Source organism: Paenibacillus sp. FSL H3-0302 (assembly GCF_037982245.1).
Taxonomy (GTDB): Bacteria; Bacillota; Bacilli; order Paenibacillales; family Paenibacillaceae; genus Paenibacillus_AQ; species Paenibacillus_AQ odorifer.
The window spans coordinates 5,407,150-5,431,488 of record NZ_CP150284.1 but is presented as its reverse complement, the minus strand read 5'-3'; the positions used below and the strand labels follow the sequence as shown (position 1 = coordinate 5,431,488).

Here is a 24,339-nt window from a genome sequence, read left to right as displayed (position 1 = left end):
TCTGTACCCAAAATACCGGTCATTCATGGAACACCCGGCTCAAAATGTATTATAACATACCTGTCTACTCTAAACCTCTGAAATAAGAGACTGGAAACAACAAAATGTCCACCTGGGGTGAACATTCTCGTAAAATGTTTTGTTTTCCATTTCATTTGTGACTTCGGATATGATAACATAAACTGAGAGTAATTATCGGAATACCTTGATATGACAATCCAAATGACTTGCCGAATCAATAGTATACAATAATCAGACATTAAACTGAAAGAGGTGCCCCTTTGAAAATATCAACTAAAGGTCGTTACGGACTAACAATTATGATGGAGCTTGCACTGAAATTTGGTGAAGGACCAACTTCACTTAAGAGTATCGCTGAGAAAAATGGTCTTTCCGAGCATTATCTGGAGCAACTAATTGCTCCTCTGCGCAATGCAGGACTTGTAAAAAGTATTCGTGGAGCATATGGCGGATACATTTTGTCGCGTGAGGCGAATGCTATCACTGCCGGTGATATCATCCGTGTGCTGGAGGGCCCTATCTCTCCTGTAGACTTCACGGAAGAGGACGATGCAGCGAAACGGGATTTATGGTTGCGTATTCGCGACAGTATTGCCGATGTGCTGGATTCCACAACACTTTATGATTTGATTAACTACAAAGAAGAGAGTTTGGCTGACAATTACATGTTTTATATTTAGATCTCCAATGAAAGATAACTCAACAGTATTATGAATCAACCTTTAGGCTCCCATTTGGGAGTCTTTTTTTATCTTTTATTATCTGTGATTCTATTTGTTCTTACGTTTATTAAGGAGCGCAATCCAGCAGCAAAAGGCTCCAATGAACGCTGCGAGAATCGGTATCCATTGATTAGTAGTCAAGTTAGCACCTCTACAGTACTTATAATTCTTTCGTCATAAAAACACTATAGGGGTCTTCAATGTAATCTGCAAATGGACTACAGTATTCAAACCCATATTGTTCATATAGTTTTCTAGCCGCTTCGAACCCTTCAGTGGATCCGGTTTCCAAGCTCAGCCGCCGATAGCCTTGTTGCTTAGCTTCTTTAATAATATGGGCAAGCATTTTAGATGCAATGCCCTTCCTAAGATGCTTGGTAGAAGTACGCATGGATTTGATTTCACCATGATGGCTACCCAAGTCTTTAAGAGCACCGCAACCTAAGAGTTCGCCCTGCTCCCAGGCACTCCAGAAGGTGATTTCTGGTGTTTTTAATTTATCTAAATTTAACGCATGTACACTCTCTGGGGGAGATTGCTCAAACATGCTCTGAAGATGTTCACTGATCAATGCTATGATTTCGGTTCCGGTTAAGTTATCGATTCTAATCTCCAAATTATTCACTCCCAATGATAAGATTATGGTTTGTTGTATAAATCAAGTTTCTTTAGCGGAGTTCGCTATTAATGTTGTAGCAATCGGTCCAAGACTTTCTGTGTAAGTGGCATAAAGTAATTAAGAATTAATCCGCCTAAACAAATGGTAAGTAGAGTGCCAATCCCAATAGGCCCATTGAAAATAATGGCGGCAAATAAGAAAACAAGATAAATGATTGTTCTAGTAAATAGTATACTAAGCCTAGTTATCGTTTGCAGTACTAATGTTAGCCGGTCCACTGGAATCGGTGCGAAATTTGCGTATAAATAAATGGATGTACCTAATCCAATTGCGATTAAGCCTAAACCATAAAAAGCAATTTTACTGATCCACAGATTAGGCTCGATCAGATGGTTAAACAAAAAAAGCCACATATCAATACCTAAGCCTGCTATGAATGCAGTTACCAGCCCTAATAATTCCGGTCTTTGCTTGGATAAACATGAATTACATCCAATCAATAGGCATGCGATCAGCACTTCCCAACTGCCTACTGTAAGACCGACATTTTTGGATAGACCCACTAAAAGTGCATCAAAAGGTGATGCTCCAAGGTCAGAGATTATTGTTAGTGAAACGCCTAGGGTTAAGATGAAAATCCCGCAAGTGAAAATGGAAAACGTAGTTACACTAAACTTCTTCATTCTTTTGAAGCAGAAAGATCTTTAGTCATTAAAAGATGAGGGATGCCATCCTCCATAAATTCAGTAGATGAAGCCCGATAACCAAGTTTTTTATAGAAGCCCTCCGCCTGAGTTTGCCCGTGCAATTTAACTTTTTGATGTCCCTTTTCCACCACGATCTCTTCTAATGCCGAAATAATTTTTTTCCCAATTCCAAATTTACGATAAGGTTCTAGGATGCAAATACGCTCTAACTTACCTATACCATCAAGAACGCGGATCCTTCCTGTGGCAACTGGTTGCCCATCATAATAGGCCAGGACATGTTCACATTCTCCATTCAGTGTATCGAATTCATCAAATTCATCATTAAGGGGAACGCCTTGTTCCTCAACAAATACTTTTTTTCTGATTGAAAATGCAGCTTCAAGTTCCTCGATTAGTGTAATTCTTTTAAGATTCATTCTTGCTTACTCCATTCTGTATTTGTTTTTTTTAGGAAAAACGTCATAATGAATTAACGACAATTATAAGTATATATACAATCAATATTGTTGTAAATACAACATTATTGGAACTGGTAGGTGATTGAATGAAAGAGATCCTTCGTGAAGTTGGAATGATAGCGAGGGCATTAGATTCCATAAGTAATATAGAGTTCAAGGAATTAGAGCTTACAAAGGGGCAGTATTTATATCTGGTCCGGATATATGAGAATCCGGGCATTATTCAAGAAAAGCTGTCGGAAATGATAAAGGTGGACCGAACAACAGCAGCACGTGCGATTCAGAAGCTTGAAATCCAAGGTTTTATTGAAAAGAAAGACGATGAAACGAACAAAAAAATAAAAAGGTTATTCACAACTGAAAAAGGCAAACAAGCCTACTCTTTTCTGAAGAGAGAAGGGGACCATACCGACTTGGTTGCGTTAGCAGGATTATCTGAAAAAGAAACGGAAGTCTTGTTTCAACTTTTGCAAAGAGTTAGGAAAAATGTTGAGGTTGAGTGGGAGTACGTAAAGAAGGGAAATAAAAGAGAGTACTAAAATCAGAAATTGTTATTGAACTAACCCAACACGATCGCAAGAAAAAATGCCTTGCTATTGATTATACTGGCAGGGCATTTTAATGAGATGATTCATATATCAACGGAGCCGTGGAACGTGCGGAGCGGAGAATAAAAAAAGAACACCCTAAAGTGTTCATTAAGGTTAATTAATGTTAATTATTGTGCTGCGGGGGTATTTCCCATTGCAATAGAAATTCTGTTCCAACTGTTGATTTGATTAATAATCAGCACAAGATCAACATATTGTTTCTCATCGTAATGTTCACGTACTTGCTTATATAGCTCATCCGGAACTCTTTTGGAAGGGATTAGCGTAATATGCTCAGCTAGTTCTAGAGCAACCTTCTCTTCAGGTGTATAAAAAGTACATTCCTCCCAAACATTTAAACAATAAATTCGTTGTTCAGTTTCACCCATTTTACGAGCTTCGGATGTATGCATATCTATACAGAAAGCACATCCGTTAATTTGAGAAACTCTGATTTTGATAAGTTCTCTTGTAGTCCGATTAATCGTAGATTTTTTGGTGTACATCTCCATATCCATCATGATTTTCATACCCTCAGGTGCAACTTCATTGTAAGCAACTCTTTGACTCATTAGGCAAGACTCCTTAGGCTTTAGTTTAGGATTAGTATAACTTTATTTTAACACTATTATTCTTTATATGCGAACATTTGTACTTATTTTTGTTTATAAGAAGGCAGAAATCACCCGTCGACATATCCTCAAAGCGGAACGGAAATGATATCAATATAATCTTCTACCTGTCTAATTGGCTGTTATTCCACGAGTTTCCCCTTCCTCTTGCCTCACAACTATCGGCTTCCTGGTGAATAAGTTGATAGAAACCAAAAGGAGGAGTGAGGAAATGCCTTATACAACAGGTCTTATTACAAATACAAGAGCAACTGGTACTGCAGCAAGTAATGTAGTAGTCAGTGTTCGTAACACAAGTAATGCGAGTGCAATGATGATCGTCGAAGTTTTTGGTGTTCCATATTCGATGCCAGCTCTTACTCCGCTTTATGTCACAGGGTATTACGTTCCTGCAAAGAGTTCTGATATTAGAGAGTTTTTCATTGGGGGCAATTTGGCTTACGAGGTACAAATTAGTAGTCCTTTTCCTTTGGCAGAAGTAGTTACCTCCGTGTATGGGCTGGACGAGTTCGGAAATCTAGTTACTGATCAGCGAGTGCTTCAATCTGAATTGACGCAGATTACGGCATTATCTATCCCTATATAATAGTAACGTTTAGACCATTAAGCAGCAGTCGCTGAAAGAAATAGGGCGATTGCTGCTTTTTTAGGCGCAATAAAGTATTTTAGGGGCATTCACACAATCATATGAGAGGAATCAAAATATACTGATTTTATACTCCAATGTAGAGAGAGGTAAAAATCATGGCGGATGTAGGAGTAGTTATGCCTGTGTATACCCAAAAGCCCGAGTTTCTGCGGCAAGCTCTGCAGTCTGTTCTACACCAATCTTTTACCAATTTTCGGCTGGTTGTTGTGATCGATGGAGCACCAGATATGGAACCGCTCGTGAGCTCCATTATTGTCGAAGATCCGAGGGTAACGGTTATCTCTTACGCACAGAACAGGGGTATAGCACATGCACTGAATACTGGCTTTGATCTTTTGTTTAGTGAGCCCAGTATTCAATATTTGAGTTGGGTTTCCAGCGACAATGTTTATGAACCCCGTTTCCTCGAAATCCTTCGGGGGGCGCTAGTTAGAGGTCCACAGGAGTTAGGCATCGTGTTCAGTTCTTTTCAAAGCATCGATAACGAGGGAAAGTTTCTTCACAACGAACATCAATTGGCTACGCAGCGTAATTATCAGTCGCAGCCCAAAGAGAGATTGCTGGATTATTCGCTCATTGGCGTATCTTTTATGTACAAAACACAGATTGCGAAGCTTGTTGGAGCTTATGGAATGGAACCGGTGGAAGATTATGATTACTGGCTGAGACTGGCTGAACATTGTGAGATTCGCTTTATACCGGTGGAACTGGTGAATTATCGTGTAGATTCTACCTTTAGTGTATCTGCCCAGTTACATTCGGTTGAAAATCATCGTAGATGGAGATATGCCTATCATTTGACCCGCCATCAGGCGCGGTTTCGGAGAGGGATTCCGGCGATGATTACCGTTTTATATCCTGTAGTGAATGCTTGTGCGGATGAAATAACGAGGATAGAGAATCTGTACGAACAAACGTATAGCAATTATGAATGCCGGGTGCTGGATTTATCAACTACACGTCAGCCATCAGCTCTATTGGAAACCATACCTCATCCTGCGACAGCGTTCGCTTGGCTGCCTGGGGCTGTGGAGTCACACGCGATTTGCAGTGCTATTGAGCAGCTATCCACCCCATTTACGATAGTTTTAGGTCCAAAGGTTTTTATAGGAGCGCTCGATATTGAGTACATGCTGGAAGCTTTGATTACTACGGGTGGGGATACGATCTCCAACTACTACACGGATGATCATAGCTTGATTGGATTTCGACACAGACATGTCCCCTCGACCAAAAGCCACTATTATAATGAGCTGTTTCGCAGCGCAGATTTGTATGATTTGTTGAAGACCTCTTTTACCTAAAATAATTTGCGAATGAGTGATCATGATGAAGATTTTGTTCACTTTTTATAACCCGAGTGGTGGTATGCAAACTCTGAACCGAGTTCGCTGCCAAGCGTTATATGCTCGCGGTGTAGAGTGCCATTTACTGTATACACACCATGGAAAAGGACAGCAGAATATCCGTAACATTCAAACGCATATTACCAATAGTGATGACGAGATCAGGGCAATGCTTGCTCGTGAAGCTTTTGACTTAATTGTAGTGTGTACGGATATTAACTTAGCAGAGCGGATTCGAGGGTTTGGGTATAAAGGGCCGCTTGTTTTTGAAGTGCAGGGTTTAGGTACCTTAGATGAAGCTGAGCAGGTCGTTAATAATTTTACAGAGCGCATTTACAGGCTCACCGATGCACTGCTGTATCCGGAAACAACCCATTTGCAGGCGCTTTTCAAAGGCGGATTTCCAACCATTCCACAATATTGTTTTGATGATCCGATCGATTGCGATCAGTTTGGATATACCAATTATCCCGCGAAAAGTTTCCCTATCCTCGGTTGGGTAGGACGCATTCAAACGAATAAGAATTGGCGGGAATTTCTGCAAATCGGGCAAAGGCTGCTGACGATCCATCCCGAGCTTTATTTATGGATTTTTCAGGATGATACGTTGTTTGATCCAGAGCAAAAAGAAAGCTTTGATCAATTTGTAGCTGAGACAGGGATTTCTTCACGATTAATTTCGTATTCCAATATTCCTCATGAGCAAATGGCAGATTATATGAGCATTATTGGTGATTCGGGAGGTTTGCTCCTTTCGACCTCGATTTTGGAAGGATTTGGATATGCGGTTGCTGAGGCGATGTTGTGCCGTTGTCCTGTACTTACTACAGATTCTGACGGCGTTCGAAGACTCGTCATTAACAATCACACTGGAAAAATATACACGAGAGGGCAGCTGGATGAAGCTGTGAATGCTGCTCTATCCTTAATGGATGATCCGGCACTGCGGGCCAGAATCAGGATGAATGGAGAATGGCATATCCGGACTAACCTGTCCTCCGAGCTGTATGCAGACAGATTTCTACAGATGTATCATCAATTGATGGGACGTAGAATTCAAATTGAGCGGCGCTGGTCTTAACTCTGCGGTTAATCTGCAGGGTTAAGATGTTTTTTCATGGATTAACAACGAGGTCAGAATTAGTGTCAATAAAAGGGTGACAATCATTCCCACCATTTGAATAATATTGTTTTCTATATCTCATTGATTAATTCCTTCGTATTATTCCGGACATTTCCCACTGCAGTGGAAACCGGATAGGCTCTCATTTGATGCTGATCATAGGGTTTAAGAAGCTTTATTAACGAAGTTGCGTCCTGATTACTCCGGCTTAGCCATTCAGGCTCATCCTCAGGCTTCAAAATAACTGGCATACGGTTGTGGATTTCAGCCATAAGTTCATTTGGGGTAGTCGTTATAATCGTGCAGGTACTTAATTTATTACCTTCAGGGTCCATCCAAATATCATACAATCCGGCCATTGAAAAAATACCCCCATCGCGCATCACGATTCGCATGGGCTGTTTACTGCTGCCCTGTGCCTTCCATTCATAGAAACCATCAGAAGGGATGATGCAGCGGCGGGAGCTTACTAATCGCTTGAAAGAAGGCTTCTCAAGGAGTGACTCTGCCCGGGCATTGATCATTTTACTGCCGATTTTATCATCTTTGGCCCAAGAAGGAACCAGACCCCAGCGCAGTTCCCCAAGTTTATTGCTGGACCCTGTGTTAATGACTGCCGGAATTTGCTGCATGGGTGCTGCGTTATATGTTGGAGCATAGTGGATAATGGTAGAATCATTGGCAAAATATCTGACCATTAGCTCTTCCATGGTGACTGTTATTGTATATCGTCCGCACATTTTATACACTTCCCATTCGGTCGTTTTTGAGGCTAGATTTGTTTACAGCTTGTAATCAGCATGTTATGCTCGAAATATTTCTTAGCTTGAACGGCTGTTGAGGGTTGTATCTTATTATAAACGAAGCACAATGAATGAAGAAAGCGGTGCATATAGGTGATTTTGGTAAGCTCTTGTTTAGCTGGCATGAAGGTAAGATATAATGGTACGGATTGTTTGGATGAGAAAATTCAGAAGCTTTTGAATGAGAATCAGGCTATTGCTGTGTGTCCGGAATTATTAGGGGGATTCTCTACGCCTAGAGAGCCAGCTGAAATTGTCGGCGGGGATGGTGAGGATGTGCTTGCAGGAACGGCAAAAGTAGTGGACCGGTCGGGAACAGATGTAACAGAACTATATTTAAAAGGGGCCTATATTACGCTTGAAAAAGCTCAAGAGGTTTCAGCCACGATGGTAGTCCTCAAGGAAAACAGTCCTTCTTGCGGCAGCACCATGATTTATAACGGAGAGTTCAAAGGGAAGAAGATCGCTGGCAACGGCGTGACTGCGGCTTTACTTAGAAAAAACGGCATAGAAGTTACCTCTGAAGAGAATTGGCTGTCATTATCCTAGCCTATGTAGGGAATTGATTACAATATTGTGTTCTTTAGTTTGTGGAAAACTAACTTCTCGCGCGGTATAATTTAATAGTTCTTAAAAACGAACTATTGTCCTATACCCTAGAAGTGGAGAAATGAATGATGAAAACCATCTATTTGGACCACGCCGCATCAACTCCGGTTCATCCCGAGGTGGCCAAGGTCATGCTGAATATAATGACAGAACAATATGGAAATGCGTCCAGTGTACATCAGTTCGGACGTTCAGCCAAGAAAATATTAAATGGGGCGCGCGATACTATCGCCGCCTTTTTAGGCTGCTCGCCGGAAGAGTGGGTGTTCACTGGCGGCGGAACCGAAAGCGACAATCTAGCCCTCTATGGAGCTGTCGCTGCTGTTGCCCAGAAAGGCAATCATATTATCACCTCTGCGATAGAGCATCATGCAGTGCTACATACCTGCGAAGAGCTGGAGAAGGAAGGCTTTAAGGTTACTTATCTTCCTGTGGATTCTACAGGCCGAGTATCCGTTGCAGACGTAGAAGCAGCGGTGCAGGAAGACACGGTGCTAATCAGTGTAATGTATGCCAATAATGAGGTAGGAACCGTTCAGCCGATTCAGGAAATTGGCCAGCTTGCCAGAGAGCGGGGAATTCTGTTCCATGTTGATGCTGTACAAGCTCTTGGTGCCTTACCGATCACACTGCGGGAGCTTCCGGTAGATTACATGAGCTTTACAGCTCACAAAATCAATGGACCTGGGGGGATCGGTGGCCTTTATGTGCGGAGTGGAGCACCGCTGCATCCAAGACTCCACGGTGGCCTTCAGGAGCGCGGCAGACGAGCCGGAACAGAAAATCTAGCAGGTACTGCTGGATTTGCCAAGGCTGTTGAAATAGCAGTTACAGGTCTATCAGAACGTCAACAAAAAGTGCAGCTCCTGCGCAATAGACTACTTGAAGAGCTGGATACGCTGATTGGACGGGAAAGTTATTCGATTAACGGCAATACCGAGCATTTTTTGCCAAGTATACTGAATTTGAGCTTCCCGGGAGCTAGAACAGATGTTATGCTGATGAACCTGGATATGGACGGGATTGCGGCGGCAAGCGGTTCAGCCTGCACGTCAGGATCACTGGAAATATCCCATGTTCTGAGAGCAATGGAGCTTCCAGAAAATATTTTAGGGTCCGCGATTCGATTTAGCATGGGTTTGGGTAATACTACTGAAGAAATTGAGTACGTTGCTCGAAAAGTTGAAACCATTCTGAATCGGCTGCGTATCAGAGACTAGTTACTTCTAGGCTATGATAGGTATCCTGATCATTCGGGCTTTCACTTTTTGAGAACTCGTAATTACACTCAAAGTGAGGAGACCGAGCAGCCATGAAACTTCAAGATCTGATCGGCTTGGCTGTATATGAAGTTGAAGAGGGTAACGCAATCGGCAAAATTGTCGATATTTTGCTCGATTCAAACTGGAATATTACGGGTATTGAACTGGAAAGCAAATCTTTTTTTGGTGGCCATGTGAAATTTGTGGCATGGGAAGATATTGTGGCCTACGGCGAGGATGCTGTCATGATTCGTAGTAAAGAGTCGATTGATAAGATAGATGCCGATCATATACCTTGTACTTTTCTACTTGGAAAGAACAAACTTAAGGATTTAAAAGTGCTAACTACAACTGGAACTATACTCGGACGAATATCTGATGTTTATTTTGACCAAAAGTTGGGAAACACAATAGGAGCGCTGGAAATTAGTGACGGGCTTGTCACTGATTTGATCGAAGGCCGCAAATGGCTGCCTTGTTCTGACGAGATGTCCATTGGTGAGAATGCATTAATGGTTCCTGCGATGAGCGAAGAACGGCTACAAAAAGCCATTAATATTGTTAACGGATAGGTGGAATGTATTATATGAAGTGTCCAAACTGCAACTCCAAAGATATCGGAAAGATCGGTTCCCACCAGTTTTATTGCTGGGGCTGTTTCATCGAATTGACGGTAAATGGCGAGAAAATGTCGGTTTATCAAGTTGAAGAAGACGGCACACTAAGCTCACTGGACGACCTGTTCTCCGGGGATGATATGACTCAGGATTTCCCGCAAATTCATGCGTCGTCTTAACTATGAATCTTGCTTTGTAAGCAAGACTGCTCTATGTACTTAAGCGTCAATTTCCTTTCAGCTGAAATCAGTTGCAAGGTTATTGACGCTTTTTTGTGTGTTTGATGGTTATTTTGCTGCGGCCATACATATACTTATTTACGAAGCTAGTCCAGGCTCTACCGCAGGAGGGTACTCTCATGGAACAATGGTCCCAAAGTAAATGGTTCCGCTGGATGATCGGAGTGCTGCTATCCCTGATCATTTTGTATTTTGTTTGGTTGCTTCGTCCGATGCTGCAGGGGATTTTTGTATTCTTAAAGGCAATCCTCGCTCCATTTCTGGCAGCTATGATTATTTCCTATGTGCTGAATCCCGTGGTTAGTATGCTGGCCGGACGGAAGATGCCGCGTAGCGTAGCTGTTCTACTTATATATGCAGTGTTTCTAACGGCGATTACCGTGATCGCCATCAACCTTATCCCGATGTTTATTGAGCAGCTTGAAGAGTTAAATGAACATCTGCCTGAGATCACACTGCAAGCCCAAGGCCTGATGAGCCATATGAATACAAGGCTAATACCACCTGGGGTTGAAATGGGGATGAACAACTGGTTTTTTCAACTGGAGAATCGTCTGGCCGAAGGGATTTCTCATTTTCTCGATAACATAGGGACAACGATTAACTTGCTGTTCAATGCTTTTATCGTGCCGTTTCTGGTGTTCTATATTCTGAAGGATTTTGACGTATTTGAACGGACGGTGGTCTCTTGTCTGCCCCGCGCACGCCGCAAGTCTATTGTTACTTTGTTAAAAGATATTGATGCCGCGCTCGGCAATTACATTCGCGGACAATTTCTGGTCTGCATCATTATAGGTGTGCTCGCCTATATCGGCTATGCTATCGTCGGAATGCCTTATGCCTTACTGTTCGCCAGTGTGGTGGCAGTATTTAATATTGTTCCGTATATGGGTCCTTTTCTAGGGGCTGCACCTGCCATTGTGATGGCTTCGACCGTCTCTTTTCGATTAGTTCTACTGGTTGCTGTGGTAAACACTTTATGCCAAATTGTGGAGAGCAATATTATTTCTCCACAGGTAGTAGGCAGGACGCTACATTTGCATCCGCTGCTTATTATCTTTGCATTGCTGGTAGGTGGTGAGCTGGCAGGGATGATTGGACTGATCCTTGCTGTACCGTTCTTTGCAGCTGCAAAAGTCGTTATTCAACACTTTATGGCGTTTTTAATCAAACGAAAGCCTGTATAAAGGGATAATCATTGACTATTGATAACAGTTTTGTATATAATGTTGGGGAATATTACTGATGACTCAGTATATAGTTGTTCGATGATGAGGAGTATTAATTCTATACCGTTATTGCAGAGAGCCGGCACTAAGGTGCGAGTCGGTTAACGGAACAGAGTGAACTCACCTCGGAGTAACGGTGCAAGTTTACAGGATATCCATAAGAGATAATGGATGTCATGAATGAACCGCCGTCGCCTCACCCCCGCTAAAGGGTGCAAAGTGAGTGGCAGAATAAAGTATATTCAGCCGCTAACTAGGGTGGTACCACGGGAATTATAACCTCTCGTCCCTAGCGATAATACGCTAGGGATGGGAGGTTTTTTTGTAAATATAAGAGAGTATACGTTTCACGCAATACTTCATGTCTTATATTTCCCGCATAAATGCTTACCGTCCTTATATGGACACCGAGGGCGAATATGCTTGGTTAAGAAATAAGAAATCTAAGAAGTAACACTCCAAGGAGGAGCAGACAATGAGCGACAACCAAACAAATAGCATACCCGCTACTGGTTACCGGGCGCAGGCTATTGAGCCGAAATGGCAAAAGTTCTGGGATGAGAACAAAAGCTTTAAGACAGGAGAAGATCCTGAAAAACCCAATTTTTATGCACTGGATATGTTTCCGTATCCTTCAGGTGCAGGACTGCACGTAGGTCATCCAGAGGGTTACACAGCGACGGATATCGTTTCTCGCTACAAACGGATGCGCGGTTTCAACGTATTGCATCCGATGGGCTGGGATGCTTTTGGACTTCCGGCTGAGCAGTATGCGATGGATACCGGCCAGCATCCACGTGATTTTACCGATAAGAACATCGATAATTTCCGTCGTCAGATCAAATCGCTGGGTTTCTCCTACGATTGGGACCGCGAGATCAGTACGACTGATCCGGATTATTATAAATGGACACAATGGATATTTATCCAGTTGTATAACAAAGGCCTGGCTTATGTAGCAGAAGTACCTGTTAACTGGTGTGAGGCACTGGGTACGGTACTTGCCAACGAAGAGGTTATCGATGGTAAAAGTGAGCGCGGAGGTCACCCTGTCGTGCGCAAACCGATGCGTCAATGGATTCTGAGAATTACAGAGTACGCTGAGTGTTTGCTGGAGGATCTGGAAGAGCTGGATTGGTCCGAAAGCATCAAGGATATGCAGCGCAACTGGATCGGGAAATCAACAGGTGCAGAAGTGAACTTTAACATTGAAGGTCACGAAGCTAACCTGACCGTGTTTACTACACGACCAGATACACTGTTCGGAGCAAGTTACTGCGTATTGGCACCAGAGCATGAGCTTGTTGATGTGATTACAACTGAAGCACAGCGTGCTGCTGTGGCAGAATATCGTGAAAAAGCTTCTCGTAAGAGCGATCTGGAGCGTACGGATTTGGCGAAAGAGAAGAGTGGTGTCTTCACAGGCGCATATGCAATTAATCCTGTGAATGGTGCGAAGGCGCCAATCTGGATTGCAGATTATGTGCTTGCTGGTTACGGAACGGGAGCAATTATGGCAGTTCCGGGTCACGATACTCGCGACTGGGAATTTGCTAAACAATTCGGCCTGAATATCGTGGAAGTCGTTCAAGGCGGCAACGTTGAAGAAGAGGCTTATTCCGGAGATGGCCCGCATGTCAATTCTGATTTCCTGAATGGACTCAAGAATGAAGAAGCGATTGCGAAGATGATTGCTTGGTTGGAAGAGAAGGGCGTAGGTAAAGGCAAAGTAACTTATCGTCTGCGTGACTGGCTGTTCAGCCGTCAACGCTACTGGGGAGAGCCGATTCCAATTCTGCATTTGGAAGACGGCACAATGAAGACTGTTCCGGTGGATCAGCTGCCGCTGGTACTGCCAGATGTAGAGGCAATCAAACCTTCGGGTACAGGGGAATCTCCACTTGCGAATGTAACAGAGTGGGTGGAAACTATCGATCCTGAGACTGGCATGAAGGCTCGCCGCGAGACGAACACCATGCCGCAATGGGCGGGCAGCTGCTGGTATTACCTGCGTTATATTGATCCGAAAAACGATCAAGAGCTTTGCTCCCCTGAGAAGCAAAAAGCCTGGCTTCCAGTAGATCTGTATATTGGTGGAGCAGAACATGCCGTGCTTCACTTGCTCTATGCACGTTTCTGGCACAAGGTGCTTTATGATCTCGGCGTAGTTGAAACAAAAGAACCTTTCCATAAGCTGGTTAACCAAGGTATGATTCTTGGAAATAATAATGAAAAAATGAGTAAATCACGCGGAAATGTCATCAACCCTGATGAGATTGTAGAAGCATTTGGTGCAGATACGCTGCGTGTGTATGAAATGTTTATGGGCCCTCTGGAAGCAACCAAACCTTGGAATGAAAAGGGTGTAGAAGGAGTTCACCGTTTCTTGTCCCGTGTATGGCGCCTGTTCGTGAGTGAAGATGGTAAGCTGAGCACCAAAATCACAGCAGACGGTGGCACTGACGAGTTCAAACGCACTTGGCACAAGACCATTAAGAAGGTCACTGATGATTTCGAGCATCTGCGTTTCAATACCTCAATTAGCCAATTGATGATTTTTATTAACGATGCTTATAAGCAAGAAACTTTGTCCCAAGAAGCTGCTGAACACTTCGTACAAATGTTGTCACCACTGGCGCCTCACATCGCTGAAGAGCTGTGGCAGCTGCTCGGTCACGAAGGAAGTATCAGCTACGTGGCTTGGCCAACGTATGATGAAGCATGGACGGTGGATGCTGAGGTTGAAATCGTTATTCAGGTAAATGGTAAAATCGTACAACGCGCATTGATCCCGCAGGATATGGGTCAAGAAGAGATGCAAGCTCATGCGTTGTCACTCCCGAATGTGAGTGCAGCAGTAGAAGGTAAAACCGTACGCAAGATCATTGCGGTTCCTGGCAAGCTTGTAAATATCGTAGTGGGTTAAGCGAAGAACGCAATATTGCCCGCAGCAACGGAGAATTCCGTGCTGCGGGTTTTATTGTTTTCTAACGGTCTACGGGACTTTGAATAATACCGTCATGCCCAAATAACGCATCCAGCTTGGTAACATCCTCATCGTATTTATCATGGGTAGTCATGATGAGACGTTCGAATACGCCCTCAAGGCTAATGCGAAGATGGTTCAGTGCCTCTGCTGTAATCCCACCACGGACAGCTACACGTTCTTGAAGCTCTTGCGGGGTGAATTCTCCTTCTGTTAGCAGCTTGCCTGTTCCAAGCAGCATTTCACCTGCAAGCCGGCTGATTAACGTCTCTTCAATCCCGGTAACTTCCACCGCAGCTTCAATCCAGCGTTCAATGAAATAGCTCAAGAACGCAGGTCCGCAGCTGGAGAAATCAGAAGCGATTCGGGTATGGGCCTCTTGAATTTCCAAAGGAACACCTATGAAAGACAACAGCTGCAGCAGCACGAGCCTGTCTTCTTTATTAAGCCTGCTGCCAAATATGCACAGTGATGTCCCACTTTTGACACAGTGTGTAATGCTGGGGATGATCTTGGCTATTTTGGACGGCAAAGCGGATTCCAGATGTTGCAATTGAACGGGACTTGTAATGGATACGACGATTTGATCGCTACGGAGATAAGGGCCGATCTCATCTGTTAAGGTTTTGAATTCCAGCGGTTTTACACATAAAAAAACAATGTCACTTCCAGTCGCTGTTTCACTATTGCTTCCGCATAAGTTTATGCCGGGATGACGATCTTCTAGCTCCAGCAGTTTATTCAGACTGCGGTTGCTGGCGAGTACATCGCACGGATTCAGGGCTCCGGAAGAAAGAAAGGCGTCAATCAGCAGGCTGCCCATGCTGCCTGTTCCGATAAATCCAACTTTCACCTGTGGTTCCTCCTTTCTAGCGTTGCTTATTTACTAACTGACATGAATGCTCTTCGTTATATGTATGCAGGATAGACTTGGACAGATGACAGGTTTTGTATGAATTATTAAAGGAGTTTCCAGCCGCAGGAATGTATGAAGATTCACAAAAAGGCATAAGAAGAATTTTTGTGAGGAGGAAAGTAATATGAATAAAGGAAGTATCGTACTCGGAGTGGCTGCTGCTGTAATAGGAAGTGGGCTTTTATGGGCGGCAGGGAGCAAGGGCGATTCCGGGATTGCCGGGTGGGAGACTTTGAATGTTGGTATGGAGCAAGCGGTTGGAATCGCTGAGTCTGGTGCCGCTCCAGCTGCTGGGGGCAGTGAGGGAGGTCATCAGACGAAGGGAAATAAGCTACATTTAGAGAAAGATGCAGGGCAGGCTGAAGCTGCTGGGAATGCTGAAGAAGGTGAGAAGGTTAAGGAGGCAGCGCAAGCAGAACAAGCTGATCAAACTTCGGAAGCTGAAAAAGCTTCGACAGCAGTTGCGGGGGAGAGAGCAGAAGGAGCGGGCCAAACGCCAATGGCAGAAGGCCAAACACCAGCAGGGGCAGAAGTTCAAATGCCAAACATTGCAGGGAAGCAAACGCCGGCAGGGGATAAAGTTGTTGCGGCTAAGGAGACAACTGAGCTTTCCATATCAGCAGCTTCACAGGAAGGTAAAGTAAATGTGAATACTGCGGGTGTTAAGGAGCTGATGGATCTTCCGGGCATCGGAGAAAAGAAGGCTCAGGCAATTATGGATTACCGCAACCGTGCAGGGACCTTTCGCAGCCTGTCTGATCTGGGAAAGGTAAAGGGGATAGGACCTAAAATGCTGGAGAAGTTAAAAGCTTTAGTAATATTTTGAAGATAAATAAGAAATGAAGATCGTTGGAAGTGCCACAACCGTTGTCCTAGTGAAAACTTGCGGGGATGTGCTACAATAGTTAACAACTATTTAGAAGGATATGGAGATTGATTATGACTACTGCCTATCGTAAAGACTGGGATACTTATTTCATGGACATTGCCTGTATGGTCTCAACTCGTTCACGCTGCTCACGACGACATGTAGGTGCTGTACTGGTGCAAGGCAAGAAGCTGCTTGGTACCGCGTACAACGGGGCGCCAATGGGCGTACCTGATTGCTCAGAGGCAGGTTGTATGCTCTCGGAGCAATATGAGATGGAGATCGTGGATGGCGTAGAGACTATGGTGAAGAAACAGCGCTGCATTCGCACGATTCATGCCGAACAGAATCTTTTGCTATTCACAGACCGGATTGACCGGGAAGGCAGTACCGTCTACGTGACGGATGAGCCTTGCTGGACCTGTGCAAATATGCTGGCTAATAGCGGTATTGTGGAGATTGTGTATTATCGTCCTTACCGTAAGGATATGGAAAAGGTAGAAGCAATGATGGCTGCCAAAGGCATCGTATTTCGCCAATTGGAGAATTATGAGCCGCCAAGTGAAACGATGATTAAAGTAGCGGAGTAGCTGTATTGTACAACCCTAATTGAATAAGATGGCTTGAGGAAGAACCTCTCGTGCGCTTTTATGGCGTATGCAGAGGTTCTTTTTTTTATCTTGCGAAAGGAGGAGAATGGAGGCTTGAAGGAGAGACCCTTATTAAGTTTTACAGTGTGTTGGGTGGCTGGAAGTGCAGCAGCGTGTTTATTCTCAGGGATTAGCTTATGGTTGGCGTGGGCTGGATTACTATTTTTACTGGTTAGTATGAGGGTTTGGGTGAACATGAGCTGGAAACAGCTGGTGATATTTTGTTTGGCGATTAGTTTATCCGCTGGATATTGGGAATGGAATGAAGGCCGTAATTTAAGTCACCTGCCTGAAGCGCTAGGGAGATTATTGTCGGAGTTGAATGAGACTGCCGTGGAGGCTAAGGGGACGATAGTTTCCGTTGTGGAACGGGACGGGGACCGGGTTGATTTCACGATGAAGCTCTCAGAGTTATCGTTGATTACTGAGGAAGATGCCGCTTCACCTGATCCGCGGGACGAACAAGATAAAAGAGTGCATGGGGAGTTAATTATGGTGCAGATCAAACTACTTGCCGAGCAAGAAATCGCTATTGCTGCGGAGTGGCGCAGAGGGGATCAGGTGTCGCTAAACGGTGTACTTGAAGAGCCAGCAACAGCGCGGAATTACGGAGGGTTTGATTATCGGGCCTATTTGCATACGCAGAAGATTCACTGGCTTCTAAAGAGTCAAGGTGCAGAAAATGTGCAAGCAACTGCTCCAGATTCATGGAATCCGTTAATGATCTTACGCTGGAATGATAAAGCGCGGGCAGTTCTTGGAGCGGAGACGGATCGGCTGTTTCAAGCGCGCCACTCTGGATATATGAAGGGTTTGGTGATTGGGATGCAGGATGATCTCGATCCGGATACTTTTAAGCAGTTCTCACAACTTGGTTTGACACATATCCTCGCCATTTCAGGTATGCATGTTGCGGTGTATGTTGGTGTTCTTTTATTTATATTCAGGCGCTTACGGATGACAAAAGAAACCACGCTAACAGTCACCTTAGTGCTCGTTCCTGTATACGTCCTGTTGACAGGTGCGGGTCCGTCTATCGTGCGTGCGGGATTAATGAGTATGATTGCATTGCTCGCTGCACGAGTTGGCATGCTGAAGGATGGACTGAATATTTTGGCTGCAGCGGCACTGGTTATGCTGATTTGGAATCCTTACATGCTGCTCAGTGTCAGTTTCCAGTTGTCGTTTCTGGTGACCTTAGGATTAATGGTCTACGTTCCGCTTATGGACCCTCTGCTGAGCGCACTGCCACGCTGGCTTAAAAGCGCCGTCTCTGTGACTCTAGTTGCCCAGTTAGTCTCATTTCCATTGACGATTTATTATTTTAATCAATTTTCTCTGCTGTCTTTAGTGGCTAATCTGGTTTTTGTGCCCTTTATTACTTTTATCGTATTGCCGTTAGGAACGCTTGCGCTACTGCTTGGACGATTGTGGGGAGATGCCGCGATTTTTTTGGCACATATTACGGAGCTGCTGAATAACGTTACTTTTTATGCGGTTGAATGGATTAATGGTTTTGCTGGCGGAGTTCTGATTTGGCGCTCGCCTTCACTGCTTTGGATTGGAGTGTATTATGTCTTATTGTATGGGCTGTTGTATGCTGCCAAGCTAAGAGTAGAAGCCCGCGCAACACCTCAGTATATGGAGGATGAGACGAGGCCGTTAGCTGAGATTGGTTTATCTGTGAACAAGCACGGCGGGTTTGGGGGAACGGGGAGCGCACAGTATTTTTTGGATGAACCTAAGATTGTACGTTGGAGCGGAGCGATTGTTCTACTATCTGCGGTTGGACTGGGCCTAATGCTGTACAAGGGTTATCAGTCAGAACGTCAGGCGGGTAAAGGGACGATTAGTTACCTGGATATCGGGCAAGGCGACAGTATCCTCATCACTACACCAAAAGGAGCTCATATTCTTGTAGATGGTGGAGGAACGTTAAATTTTGGGCAAAAAGAAGAATGGCGCATTCGCCGCAGCCCGTTCGAGGTAGGGGCTAAAGTGTTGGTGCCTTTGCTTAAAAAACGTGGGATCCACCGTCTGGACGCGATTATTTTGACTCATGGGGATCAGGATCATGCCGGGGGACTCCAAGCCGTTATGGAGGCGATTCCGGTTTCGGCACTGCTTTTTAATGGCACACTCGCTGACCGTGAATCTTATATGGAGATGATGCGGACTGCGCTGGAGAACAATGTTCAACTGTATGCCGTACATCAGGGAATGAGGCTTTCCCCGGATGATAAGACGGAGCTGTCCTTTTTATGGCCGGAAGAACAAGATAGAGAGGGAGCAGCGTCAGGTTCTTCTATGCTGAATAGCATCCCACTGCTGGAGGATCAGAACCACGATTCTGTAGTTTTTCGTCTAGAGATGAACGGAAGAAATTTTCTGTTTACCGGAGATATGGATCTGGAAGCCGAGGAGGAGATTGTGCAGCAAGCCCTGCAAAAGCGCATTAACGCAGGACCTGTCATTGACGTTTTGAAAGTAGCTCACCATGGGAGCAAAACTTCAACAGGCGAGTCTTGGCTGCAGTTTTGGCACCCAGCCGCTGCGGTAATTTCTGCAGGAGTAAATAATCTATATGGTCATCCGAAAGCTGAGGTATTGGAACGTTTGAAAGCTAATCAAGCTGCTATTTATAGAACGGATCAGCAGGGAGAGATCCAGATGCGTGTGCGGGCCGAAGGGATTATTGTGCGTCATAAGTTGGCGGAGGGAGCGGATTAGGGAGGTAGTCGAGTAATGTGATTGAGTGCTGGGTTGGTGTATGTTAATTTTCGCAGGCTCTATAAAGTCCCTTTAAGGCCCCTTTAAAGCTCCTTTCGTGGTCTTTTACACCACTATAAAATCTAAAACCTTGTTTAGTTGCACTTTGTGCAATAGATCGCAATTTAAAGTAGCTGGTTCTTCATTTAGTTGCACTTTGTACACTTAAAATCTGGAAAAACGCCTATTTTCTAATTTTGAGCAGAAATAGTTGCATGAAGTGCAACTAAATCACTTTATGAGCTGGAAAGATCTTTTTTAGTTGCACAAAGTGCAACTAAACGCTCCATATGAACATATCAAAGCACCTCAGTTACATATTATCGTTGTAGCGATACTAACTTTCACATAAGTTCCTGTTACTTGCTGATGATCCCAGTTCATTTGTTCTAGCACCAGCTGTTCTAAGTATGTAACTGTTGTCCCTGTCTAGCACCAGCTGCTCTAATGCTAGTAACTGTTGTCCTTTCTAGCACCAGCTGCTCTAATCCAGTTGCCGCCGTCCTCCTCCAGTAATTATTACGCATGCACAATATATGTAAACGCTTTATAATAGAGATAGAAGATTCTGGTAAACTCTATGCCTACTTAAACTATGTTGCAAAGTGCGGTGGTGAGAAGCTTGTGTCCTCCGTGTTTTGTAGCGAATTAGGAGATGAAGCGATAGTGAATACATATGCAGAATTTAGAGTCACAGCGGAAAGTGTATATGATGTTCAAGTGGAACGCAGTAATCCAATTGGACATGCTTGGCGGATGATCGCCAGGGATCATGAGCAGGTGTTCGGAAAAGCTCCGGTACAAGGAGCAGCAGCTACTGTAATTATTCGTTATGCGACAGAGGATGATGGCTGCCCGGAATGGGCGGAGGGTTTTTGTTTGCGTTTTACAGGTAGTGAAGAGGATCGGATCTTGCATATTATCGGCCGCGATGAATTGGGCATTATTTATGGGATGCTTCATTATAGCCGCCACGTGCTTGGTGTCGATCCCTTCTGGTTCTGGGCGGAGCTTCCTCCTGTTAAGAAAGATGCGATCAATTTACCTGTTTCTGATTACAACAGCATTCAGCCAAAGGTACGCTACCGAGGTTGGTTCGTGAATGATGAAGTGTGTCTTATCGGCTGGAAGGAGGATTATCCTCCGACGGCGGAGGTATGGGAGCCTGTTTTTGAAGCGCTGCTGCGCTGTGGTGGAAATATGGTAATCCCCGGGACGGATTTGCCGAGAAACGGAATTCATCATCAGCTTGCGGTGGATATGGGACTGTGGATCACACATCATCATGCGGAGCCGCTTGGTGCGCAAATGTTCCTGCGTGCTTTTCCGGGCAAGCAGGCTAGCTATAAAGAATATCCAGAATTATTTGAACAGCTGTGGAGAGAAGCTATCGAGCGGCAAAAAGATGAAAAAACACTCTGGGTGCTCTCCTTTCGCGGACAGGGCGATAAACCTTTTTGGGAGAATGATCCCTCTTTTGATACTCCGGAGAAACGGGGCGATTTGATCTCATTTGTAGTTCGCAAGCAATACGATATGATCTGTGAATATGTGGACCAGCCTGTGTGCTGTATGGCGATGTACGGAGAAATTGCGGAGCTGTATAAACAAGGAAAGATCGAAGTGCCAGAAGGTGTTATTAAAATATGGGCGGATAACGGATACGGTAAAATGGTGTCGCGACGACATGGCCATCTGAATCTGCGCGTGCCTGCTCTACCCGAGGCAGGAGATCAAGGCAAAAACGGGGTATATTACCACGTCACCTTCCACGACTTGCAGGCCTCCAATCATCTAACACAATTCCCAACGGATCCGTCCTTTATAGTGGAGGAATTACAGGGGGCATTTGCGGCAGGGGCTAGTGAATATCTGCTAGTGAATTCAGGGAATATTTTGCCTCATCTCTATACATTAGATCTGACAGCAAAGTTGTGGATGGATGGAACAGCAGATGCTGATGAACAGCTTCAGACCTTCGTTAACCGTTTCTACACAGCGCAGCAGGGGCGAATTGCACAATTGTACAAAAGCTACTTCAAAAACACCATAGTATATGGTCCTAATGCTGACGACCGCGCAGGCGATGAATTCTATCATCATCCGGCAAGGCAGATTATAGGGCATTGGCTGCAAAATAAGACGGAGAGCGATGAGCGACTGCGCTGGGCCTCAGGGGATGTTCCTTTTGTAGAGCAGGTTCGATGGTTCAGGGATCGAGCTGAGCGAGTAATACTAGTCTGGTATCTGCTGCGAAAGCAGTGCCTAGAGGTGATGGAACTTTTACCCGAAAAAGAGCGAAACAGGCTGCATGTTCAACTGCTAGTTCAAATTGAGCTGCATTGGAGCGGGTGCAGAGGATTATCCTCTCTTTGCCAGGCGTATATGTGTTACCAAGAAGAGAGATTTCCAGAGGCGTTTATCGAAGCTTCTCATGCGGTTTGGGATTATAAGGAGGGCCAGCAGGCTCTTTTACGGGCAGAGATCGGCCAGTGGAAGCATTTTTATCGGGCTGATTGGTTGACCAATATTGCCAACACTATAGATCACGTAGAAACGGCCCGTAAATTTTTGCGGATTCAGGGGGATAGTCCGGATATGTTTTTATGGTATAAGGAATATTTGATGCCCGAGACCGAAAAGCATATCTATCTGGAAAATACGCATCGTAATCCGTTATCAGACGATGAGCTTGCACGGCGGCTACAGGAGAAATTCAGCTCTCTTTAAAAAATATCCACACACCACTAGTGAACGCTTAAACGTTCATCGGTGGTGTTTTTTAATAAATGACCTATTTTTTTATTTTAGAGGGAACTTTTTCAAGTTTGGAAAGTCTTATTAGGCAAGAGGTGAGGCGAAACATGCTAAGCGAAGATATACCATATACAGCAGCGTATGCGCCCGCAATGAGTTTGCGGGAAATGATGGAGGCGTATGGCTCGGATGTGTGGAATTATGCTTTTTTCTTAACTAGAAGTCGAGAGCAGGCAAATGATATCAGCCAAGAAGTGTTTTTGAAGGCGTACAAGAATGTTGGGAAATACCGGGGGCAATCTTCGATGAAAACCTGGCTGCTTACGATTACCAGAAATACGGCCTTCAGTTGGAGCAAAAATAGCTTTTGGCGCAGATTCATAGCTTTGGGTGATCAACCTACTGCTGTTAATGCACCTTCTGCGGAAAAAGAAGCCCTTGGCAATCAGTATGCGAACCGGATCTGGGAAATTATTATGACCCTTCCAGAGAAGAACAGAGAGGTGCTTGTGCTAGATATTCAACATGGATTATCCATTGTCGAAATGTCAGATTTGCTGAATGTAGCACAAGGAACCGTGAAATCTCGGCTCGCGCGGGCGAGAGAGAAGGTTAAAGAGGCTATCCAGAAGGAGGAGAGGGAATGAAACGCAACGCCGATGATAGTAATCCAGTGATGATCGGGCAGACGGATTGGTATGCGCAAGCAGGCAAAAATCCTTTCATTGAAGATGGTTTTACGTCTGAGTTAATGATGCGGATCGAACAGGCTGCTGCGAATAAAAGTTCAGCTTACAAACGTTATTGGATAAATAAAAATGTGGTGTTGACCAGTCTGGCTACGATTTTGTTGATAGGTGCGCTTACCTTCCCTATGGGCATATGGAAAAACACAGGGCCAATCCATTCGTCATCCGTTCAGTCACAAGGCGCAGGCATACTGCCTTCTTCTAGTCCTGCAACTAATGATAAAGCGATAGAGCCTCCGACAAGTCCAGTAGAATTTGAGATTAGCGGTAAGAAATACTACATGCCTTTGCCAATGAACAGAGATAAGAGTAAAGCGTATGCCGTTGAGACAACAGCGGGAATCCTTTGGTCGCCGCCACCCCCGATGGTGGACTACAAGAAGCCAAAGTACACACATCCTACAGAACCGTTCACTCTTTACCTGAGCTCGAAGGACCAGACGGAATTATCGGCTTCTTCAGCTACTAGGATTTATACTTTACCTCTTTTTGCAGGAGGGGCAAGTACTTATCAATATTTGAGTGGATTTTTTGGAGCGGGCGATTACGCTCTGCTATTTACCTATACGAAGACTATAGGTTCAGGCATTATGGAGAATGGTAGATTTTTTATTCTAAATGTTAAAAAAGCAGCGACAGGAGAATCAGTGGTACCGAAAGAGCTTACGTCCTTTGATTGGGAGCTATTAGAATATAAGTCAATAATCGCAGTGGATAAGGAGCATGACCAGATCGTATTTAGTTACCTAGAATACCCGGTAGATAAGACATACCAAGACAAAACAGTGCTTTATGATATGGAGACCTTAAGCATTCAAACACCTGCATCGACCATTGGATTTAGAGACATTAATGGACAATCGTTAACCATGGAATATGAGATGAATGGAGAACTTTATAAAGCTGATATTCTTACGAAAGGTGGACCAGGGTGGTTAGATGAAGATTGGGCATTTTTATCAGAAGAGCGACAAAATGAGCTGTATCAGGAATTTTACAGTCAGACTCCCTAGTA

General features: G+C 44.4%; 23 protein-coding genes. 17 read left to right on the top strand and 6 right to left on the bottom strand.

Going from position 1 to position 24,339, the window contains the following annotated elements:
• Positions 1-281 precede the first annotated feature (281 nt).
• Positions 282-701, top strand: a complete 420-nt coding sequence (locus MHH50_RS24240; protein ID WP_036677599.1) for an Rrf2 family transcriptional regulator — start codon at positions 282-284, stop codon at positions 699-701.
• A gap of 202 nt (positions 702-903) precedes the next feature.
• On the opposite strand, the gene MHH50_RS24235 is transcribed toward MHH50_RS24240, so the two are convergent.
• The 3 genes from MHH50_RS24235 to MHH50_RS24225 all read right to left on the bottom strand — a co-directional run bounded on the left by MHH50_RS24235 (position 904) and on the right by MHH50_RS24225 (position 2,488).
• Positions 904-1,359 carry a GNAT family N-acetyltransferase gene (locus MHH50_RS24235; RefSeq protein ID WP_036677596.1) on the bottom strand — a complete coding sequence of 152 codons (456 nt, stop codon included), beginning with the start codon at positions 1,357-1,359 and terminating at the stop codon, positions 904-906.
• 68 nt (positions 1,360-1,427) lie between these two features.
• The gene (locus MHH50_RS24230) at positions 1,428-2,045 is read right to left on the bottom strand and encodes a hypothetical protein (RefSeq protein WP_076179369.1); all 618 of its coding nucleotides are present in this window, start codon (positions 2,043-2,045) and stop codon (positions 1,428-1,430) included.
• The gene (locus MHH50_RS24225) at positions 2,042-2,488 is read right to left on the bottom strand and encodes a GNAT family N-acetyltransferase (RefSeq protein WP_076129675.1); all 447 of its coding nucleotides are present in this window, start codon (positions 2,486-2,488) and stop codon (positions 2,042-2,044) included. Before MHH50_RS24225 ends, MHH50_RS24230 begins: the two co-directional genes overlap by 4 nt.
• Before the next feature lie 128 nt (positions 2,489-2,616).
• On the opposite strand from MHH50_RS24225, the gene MHH50_RS24220 reads away from it, so the two are divergent.
• A complete protein-coding gene (locus MHH50_RS24220; protein WP_076105880.1) occupies positions 2,617-3,069 on the top strand; it encodes a MarR family transcriptional regulator in 453 nt (150 codons plus the stop codon).
• 179 nt (positions 3,070-3,248) lie between these two features.
• Here MHH50_RS24220 and MHH50_RS24215 read toward each other — a convergent pair whose 3' ends face one another.
• Positions 3,249-3,692 carry a carboxymuconolactone decarboxylase family protein gene (locus MHH50_RS24215; protein ID WP_076179371.1) on the bottom strand — a complete coding sequence of 148 codons (444 nt, stop codon included), beginning with the start codon at positions 3,690-3,692 and terminating at the stop codon, positions 3,249-3,251.
• 271 nt (positions 3,693-3,963) lie between these two features.
• Here MHH50_RS24215 and MHH50_RS24210 point away from each other — a divergent pair, with 271 nt between their 5' ends.
• The 3 genes from MHH50_RS24210 (at position 3,964) to MHH50_RS24200 (ending at position 6,828) form a co-directional block, all read left to right on the top strand.
• Positions 3,964-4,338, top strand: coding sequence for a hypothetical protein (locus MHH50_RS24210; protein ID WP_076129677.1), 375 nt, complete (start codon positions 3,964-3,966; stop codon positions 4,336-4,338).
• 158 nt (positions 4,339-4,496) lie between these two features.
• Positions 4,497-5,705: a glycosyltransferase gene (locus MHH50_RS24205; protein ID WP_076129678.1), complete on the top strand. Its 1,209-nt coding sequence runs from the start codon at positions 4,497-4,499 to the stop codon at positions 5,703-5,705.
• A 22-nt stretch (positions 5,706-5,727) separates the two neighbouring features.
• On the top strand, positions 5,728-6,828 hold the full coding sequence (locus MHH50_RS24200; protein ID WP_254857104.1) for a glycosyltransferase family 4 protein: 1,101 nt from the start codon (positions 5,728-5,730) through the stop codon (positions 6,826-6,828).
• Between the two features lie 113 nt (positions 6,829-6,941).
• On the opposite strand, the gene MHH50_RS24195 is transcribed toward MHH50_RS24200, so the two are convergent.
• Entirely contained in the window at positions 6,942-7,610 is a 669-nt protein-coding gene (locus tag MHH50_RS24195) for an SOS response-associated peptidase (RefSeq protein WP_076129680.1), read from the bottom strand.
• A 156-nt stretch (positions 7,611-7,766) separates the two neighbouring features.
• Here MHH50_RS24195 and MHH50_RS24190 point away from each other — a divergent pair, with 156 nt between their 5' ends.
• The 6 genes from MHH50_RS24190 (at position 7,767) to leuS (ending at position 14,555) form a co-directional block, all read left to right on the top strand.
• The gene (locus tag MHH50_RS24190) at positions 7,767-8,222 is read left to right on the top strand and encodes a DUF523 domain-containing protein (RefSeq protein WP_076129681.1); all 456 of its coding nucleotides are present in this window, start codon (positions 7,767-7,769) and stop codon (positions 8,220-8,222) included.
• A 128-nt stretch (positions 8,223-8,350) separates the two neighbouring features.
• On the top strand, positions 8,351-9,502 hold the full coding sequence (locus MHH50_RS24185) for a cysteine desulfurase family protein (protein ID WP_076310164.1): 1,152 nt from the start codon (positions 8,351-8,353) through the stop codon (positions 9,500-9,502).
• 92 nt (positions 9,503-9,594) lie between these two features.
• Positions 9,595-10,116, top strand: a complete 522-nt coding sequence (locus tag MHH50_RS24180) for a PRC-barrel domain-containing protein (protein ID WP_036677560.1) — start codon at positions 9,595-9,597, stop codon at positions 10,114-10,116.
• 14 nt (positions 10,117-10,130) lie between these two features.
• Positions 10,131-10,340 carry a hypothetical protein gene (locus MHH50_RS24175; RefSeq protein ID WP_036677557.1) on the top strand — a complete coding sequence of 70 codons (210 nt, stop codon included), beginning with the start codon at positions 10,131-10,133 and terminating at the stop codon, positions 10,338-10,340.
• A gap of 179 nt (positions 10,341-10,519) precedes the next feature.
• Positions 10,520-11,587, top strand: a complete 1,068-nt coding sequence (locus MHH50_RS24170; protein WP_036677553.1) for an AI-2E family transporter — start codon at positions 10,520-10,522, stop codon at positions 11,585-11,587.
• 517 nt (positions 11,588-12,104) lie between these two features.
• Positions 12,105-14,555, top strand: coding sequence for a leucine--tRNA ligase (gene leuS / locus MHH50_RS24165; RefSeq protein ID WP_340033536.1), 2,451 nt, complete (start codon positions 12,105-12,107; stop codon positions 14,553-14,555).
• A 61-nt stretch (positions 14,556-14,616) separates the two neighbouring features.
• Here leuS and comER read toward each other — a convergent pair whose 3' ends face one another.
• On the bottom strand, positions 14,617-15,468 hold the full coding sequence (comER, locus tag MHH50_RS24160) for a late competence protein ComER (protein ID WP_036677548.1): 852 nt from the start codon (positions 15,466-15,468) through the stop codon (positions 14,617-14,619).
• Between the two features lie 187 nt (positions 15,469-15,655).
• On the opposite strand from comER, the gene MHH50_RS24155 reads away from it, so the two are divergent.
• From MHH50_RS24155 to MHH50_RS24130, 6 genes are all read left to right on the top strand, one after another.
• Positions 15,656-16,357 (top strand): ComEA family DNA-binding protein, encoded by a 702-nt coding sequence (locus MHH50_RS24155; protein ID WP_076308797.1) that lies wholly within the window; start codon positions 15,656-15,658, stop codon positions 16,355-16,357.
• Positions 16,358-16,470: 113 nt separating this feature from the next.
• On the top strand, positions 16,471-16,989 hold the full coding sequence (locus MHH50_RS24150; protein WP_076137388.1) for a dCMP deaminase family protein: 519 nt from the start codon (positions 16,471-16,473) through the stop codon (positions 16,987-16,989).
• A 60-nt stretch (positions 16,990-17,049) separates the two neighbouring features.
• Positions 17,050-19,779, top strand: coding sequence for a ComEC/Rec2 family competence protein (locus MHH50_RS24145; protein WP_081390564.1), 2,730 nt, complete (start codon positions 17,050-17,052; stop codon positions 19,777-19,779).
• 705 nt (positions 19,780-20,484) lie between these two features.
• On the top strand, positions 20,485-22,548 hold the full coding sequence (locus MHH50_RS24140; protein WP_256717518.1) for a glycosyl hydrolase 115 family protein: 2,064 nt from the start codon (positions 20,485-20,487) through the stop codon (positions 22,546-22,548).
• Between the two features lie 134 nt (positions 22,549-22,682).
• Positions 22,683-23,222, top strand: coding sequence for an RNA polymerase sigma factor (locus MHH50_RS24135; protein ID WP_076307220.1), 540 nt, complete (start codon positions 22,683-22,685; stop codon positions 23,220-23,222).
• On the top strand, positions 23,219-24,337 hold the full coding sequence (locus tag MHH50_RS24130; RefSeq protein ID WP_076310165.1) for a hypothetical protein: 1,119 nt from the start codon (positions 23,219-23,221) through the stop codon (positions 24,335-24,337). Before MHH50_RS24135 ends, MHH50_RS24130 begins: the two co-directional genes overlap by 4 nt.
• Positions 24,338-24,339 lie beyond the last annotated feature (2 nt).

What these genes read in the sequence shown, in the direction of transcription:
- MHH50_RS24230 (WP_076179369.1), bottom strand. Translation starts at nt 2,045, where the DNA reads ATGAAGAAGTTTAGTGTAACTACGTTTTCCATTTTCACTTGCGGGATT.
- MHH50_RS24225 (WP_076129675.1), bottom strand. Translation starts at nt 2,488, where the DNA reads ATGAATCTTAAAAGAATTACACTAATCGAGGAACTTGAAGCTGCATTT.
- MHH50_RS24220 (WP_076105880.1), top strand. Translation starts at nt 2,617, where the DNA reads ATGAAAGAGATCCTTCGTGAAGTTGGAATGATAGCGAGGGCATTAGAT.
- MHH50_RS24215 (WP_076179371.1), bottom strand. Translation starts at nt 3,692, where the DNA reads ATGAGTCAAAGAGTTGCTTACAATGAAGTTGCACCTGAGGGTATGAAA.
- MHH50_RS24210 (WP_076129677.1), top strand. Translation starts at nt 3,964, where the DNA reads ATGCCTTATACAACAGGTCTTATTACAAATACAAGAGCAACTGGTACT.
- MHH50_RS24205 (WP_076129678.1), top strand. Translation starts at nt 4,497, where the DNA reads ATGGCGGATGTAGGAGTAGTTATGCCTGTGTATACCCAAAAGCCCGAG.
- MHH50_RS24200 (WP_254857104.1), top strand. Translation starts at nt 5,728, where the DNA reads ATGATGAAGATTTTGTTCACTTTTTATAACCCGAGTGGTGGTATGCAA.
- MHH50_RS24195 (WP_076129680.1), bottom strand. Translation starts at nt 7,610, where the DNA reads ATGTGCGGACGATATACAATAACAGTCACCATGGAAGAGCTAATGGTC.
- MHH50_RS24185 (WP_076310164.1), top strand. Translation starts at nt 8,351, where the DNA reads ATGAAAACCATCTATTTGGACCACGCCGCATCAACTCCGGTTCATCCC.
- MHH50_RS24180 (WP_036677560.1), top strand. Translation starts at nt 9,595, where the DNA reads ATGAAACTTCAAGATCTGATCGGCTTGGCTGTATATGAAGTTGAAGAG.
- MHH50_RS24175 (WP_036677557.1), top strand. Translation starts at nt 10,131, where the DNA reads ATGAAGTGTCCAAACTGCAACTCCAAAGATATCGGAAAGATCGGTTCC.
- MHH50_RS24170 (WP_036677553.1), top strand. Translation starts at nt 10,520, where the DNA reads ATGGAACAATGGTCCCAAAGTAAATGGTTCCGCTGGATGATCGGAGTG.
- leuS (WP_340033536.1), top strand. Translation starts at nt 12,105, where the DNA reads ATGAGCGACAACCAAACAAATAGCATACCCGCTACTGGTTACCGGGCG.
- MHH50_RS24155 (WP_076308797.1), top strand. Translation starts at nt 15,656, where the DNA reads ATGAATAAAGGAAGTATCGTACTCGGAGTGGCTGCTGCTGTAATAGGA.
- MHH50_RS24150 (WP_076137388.1), top strand. Translation starts at nt 16,471, where the DNA reads ATGACTACTGCCTATCGTAAAGACTGGGATACTTATTTCATGGACATT.
- MHH50_RS24145 (WP_081390564.1), top strand. Translation starts at nt 17,050, where the DNA reads ATGGCGTATGCAGAGGTTCTTTTTTTTATCTTGCGAAAGGAGGAGAAT.
- MHH50_RS24135 (WP_076307220.1), top strand. Translation starts at nt 22,683, where the DNA reads ATGCTAAGCGAAGATATACCATATACAGCAGCGTATGCGCCCGCAATG.
- MHH50_RS24130 (WP_076310165.1), top strand. Translation starts at nt 23,219, where the DNA reads ATGAAACGCAACGCCGATGATAGTAATCCAGTGATGATCGGGCAGACG.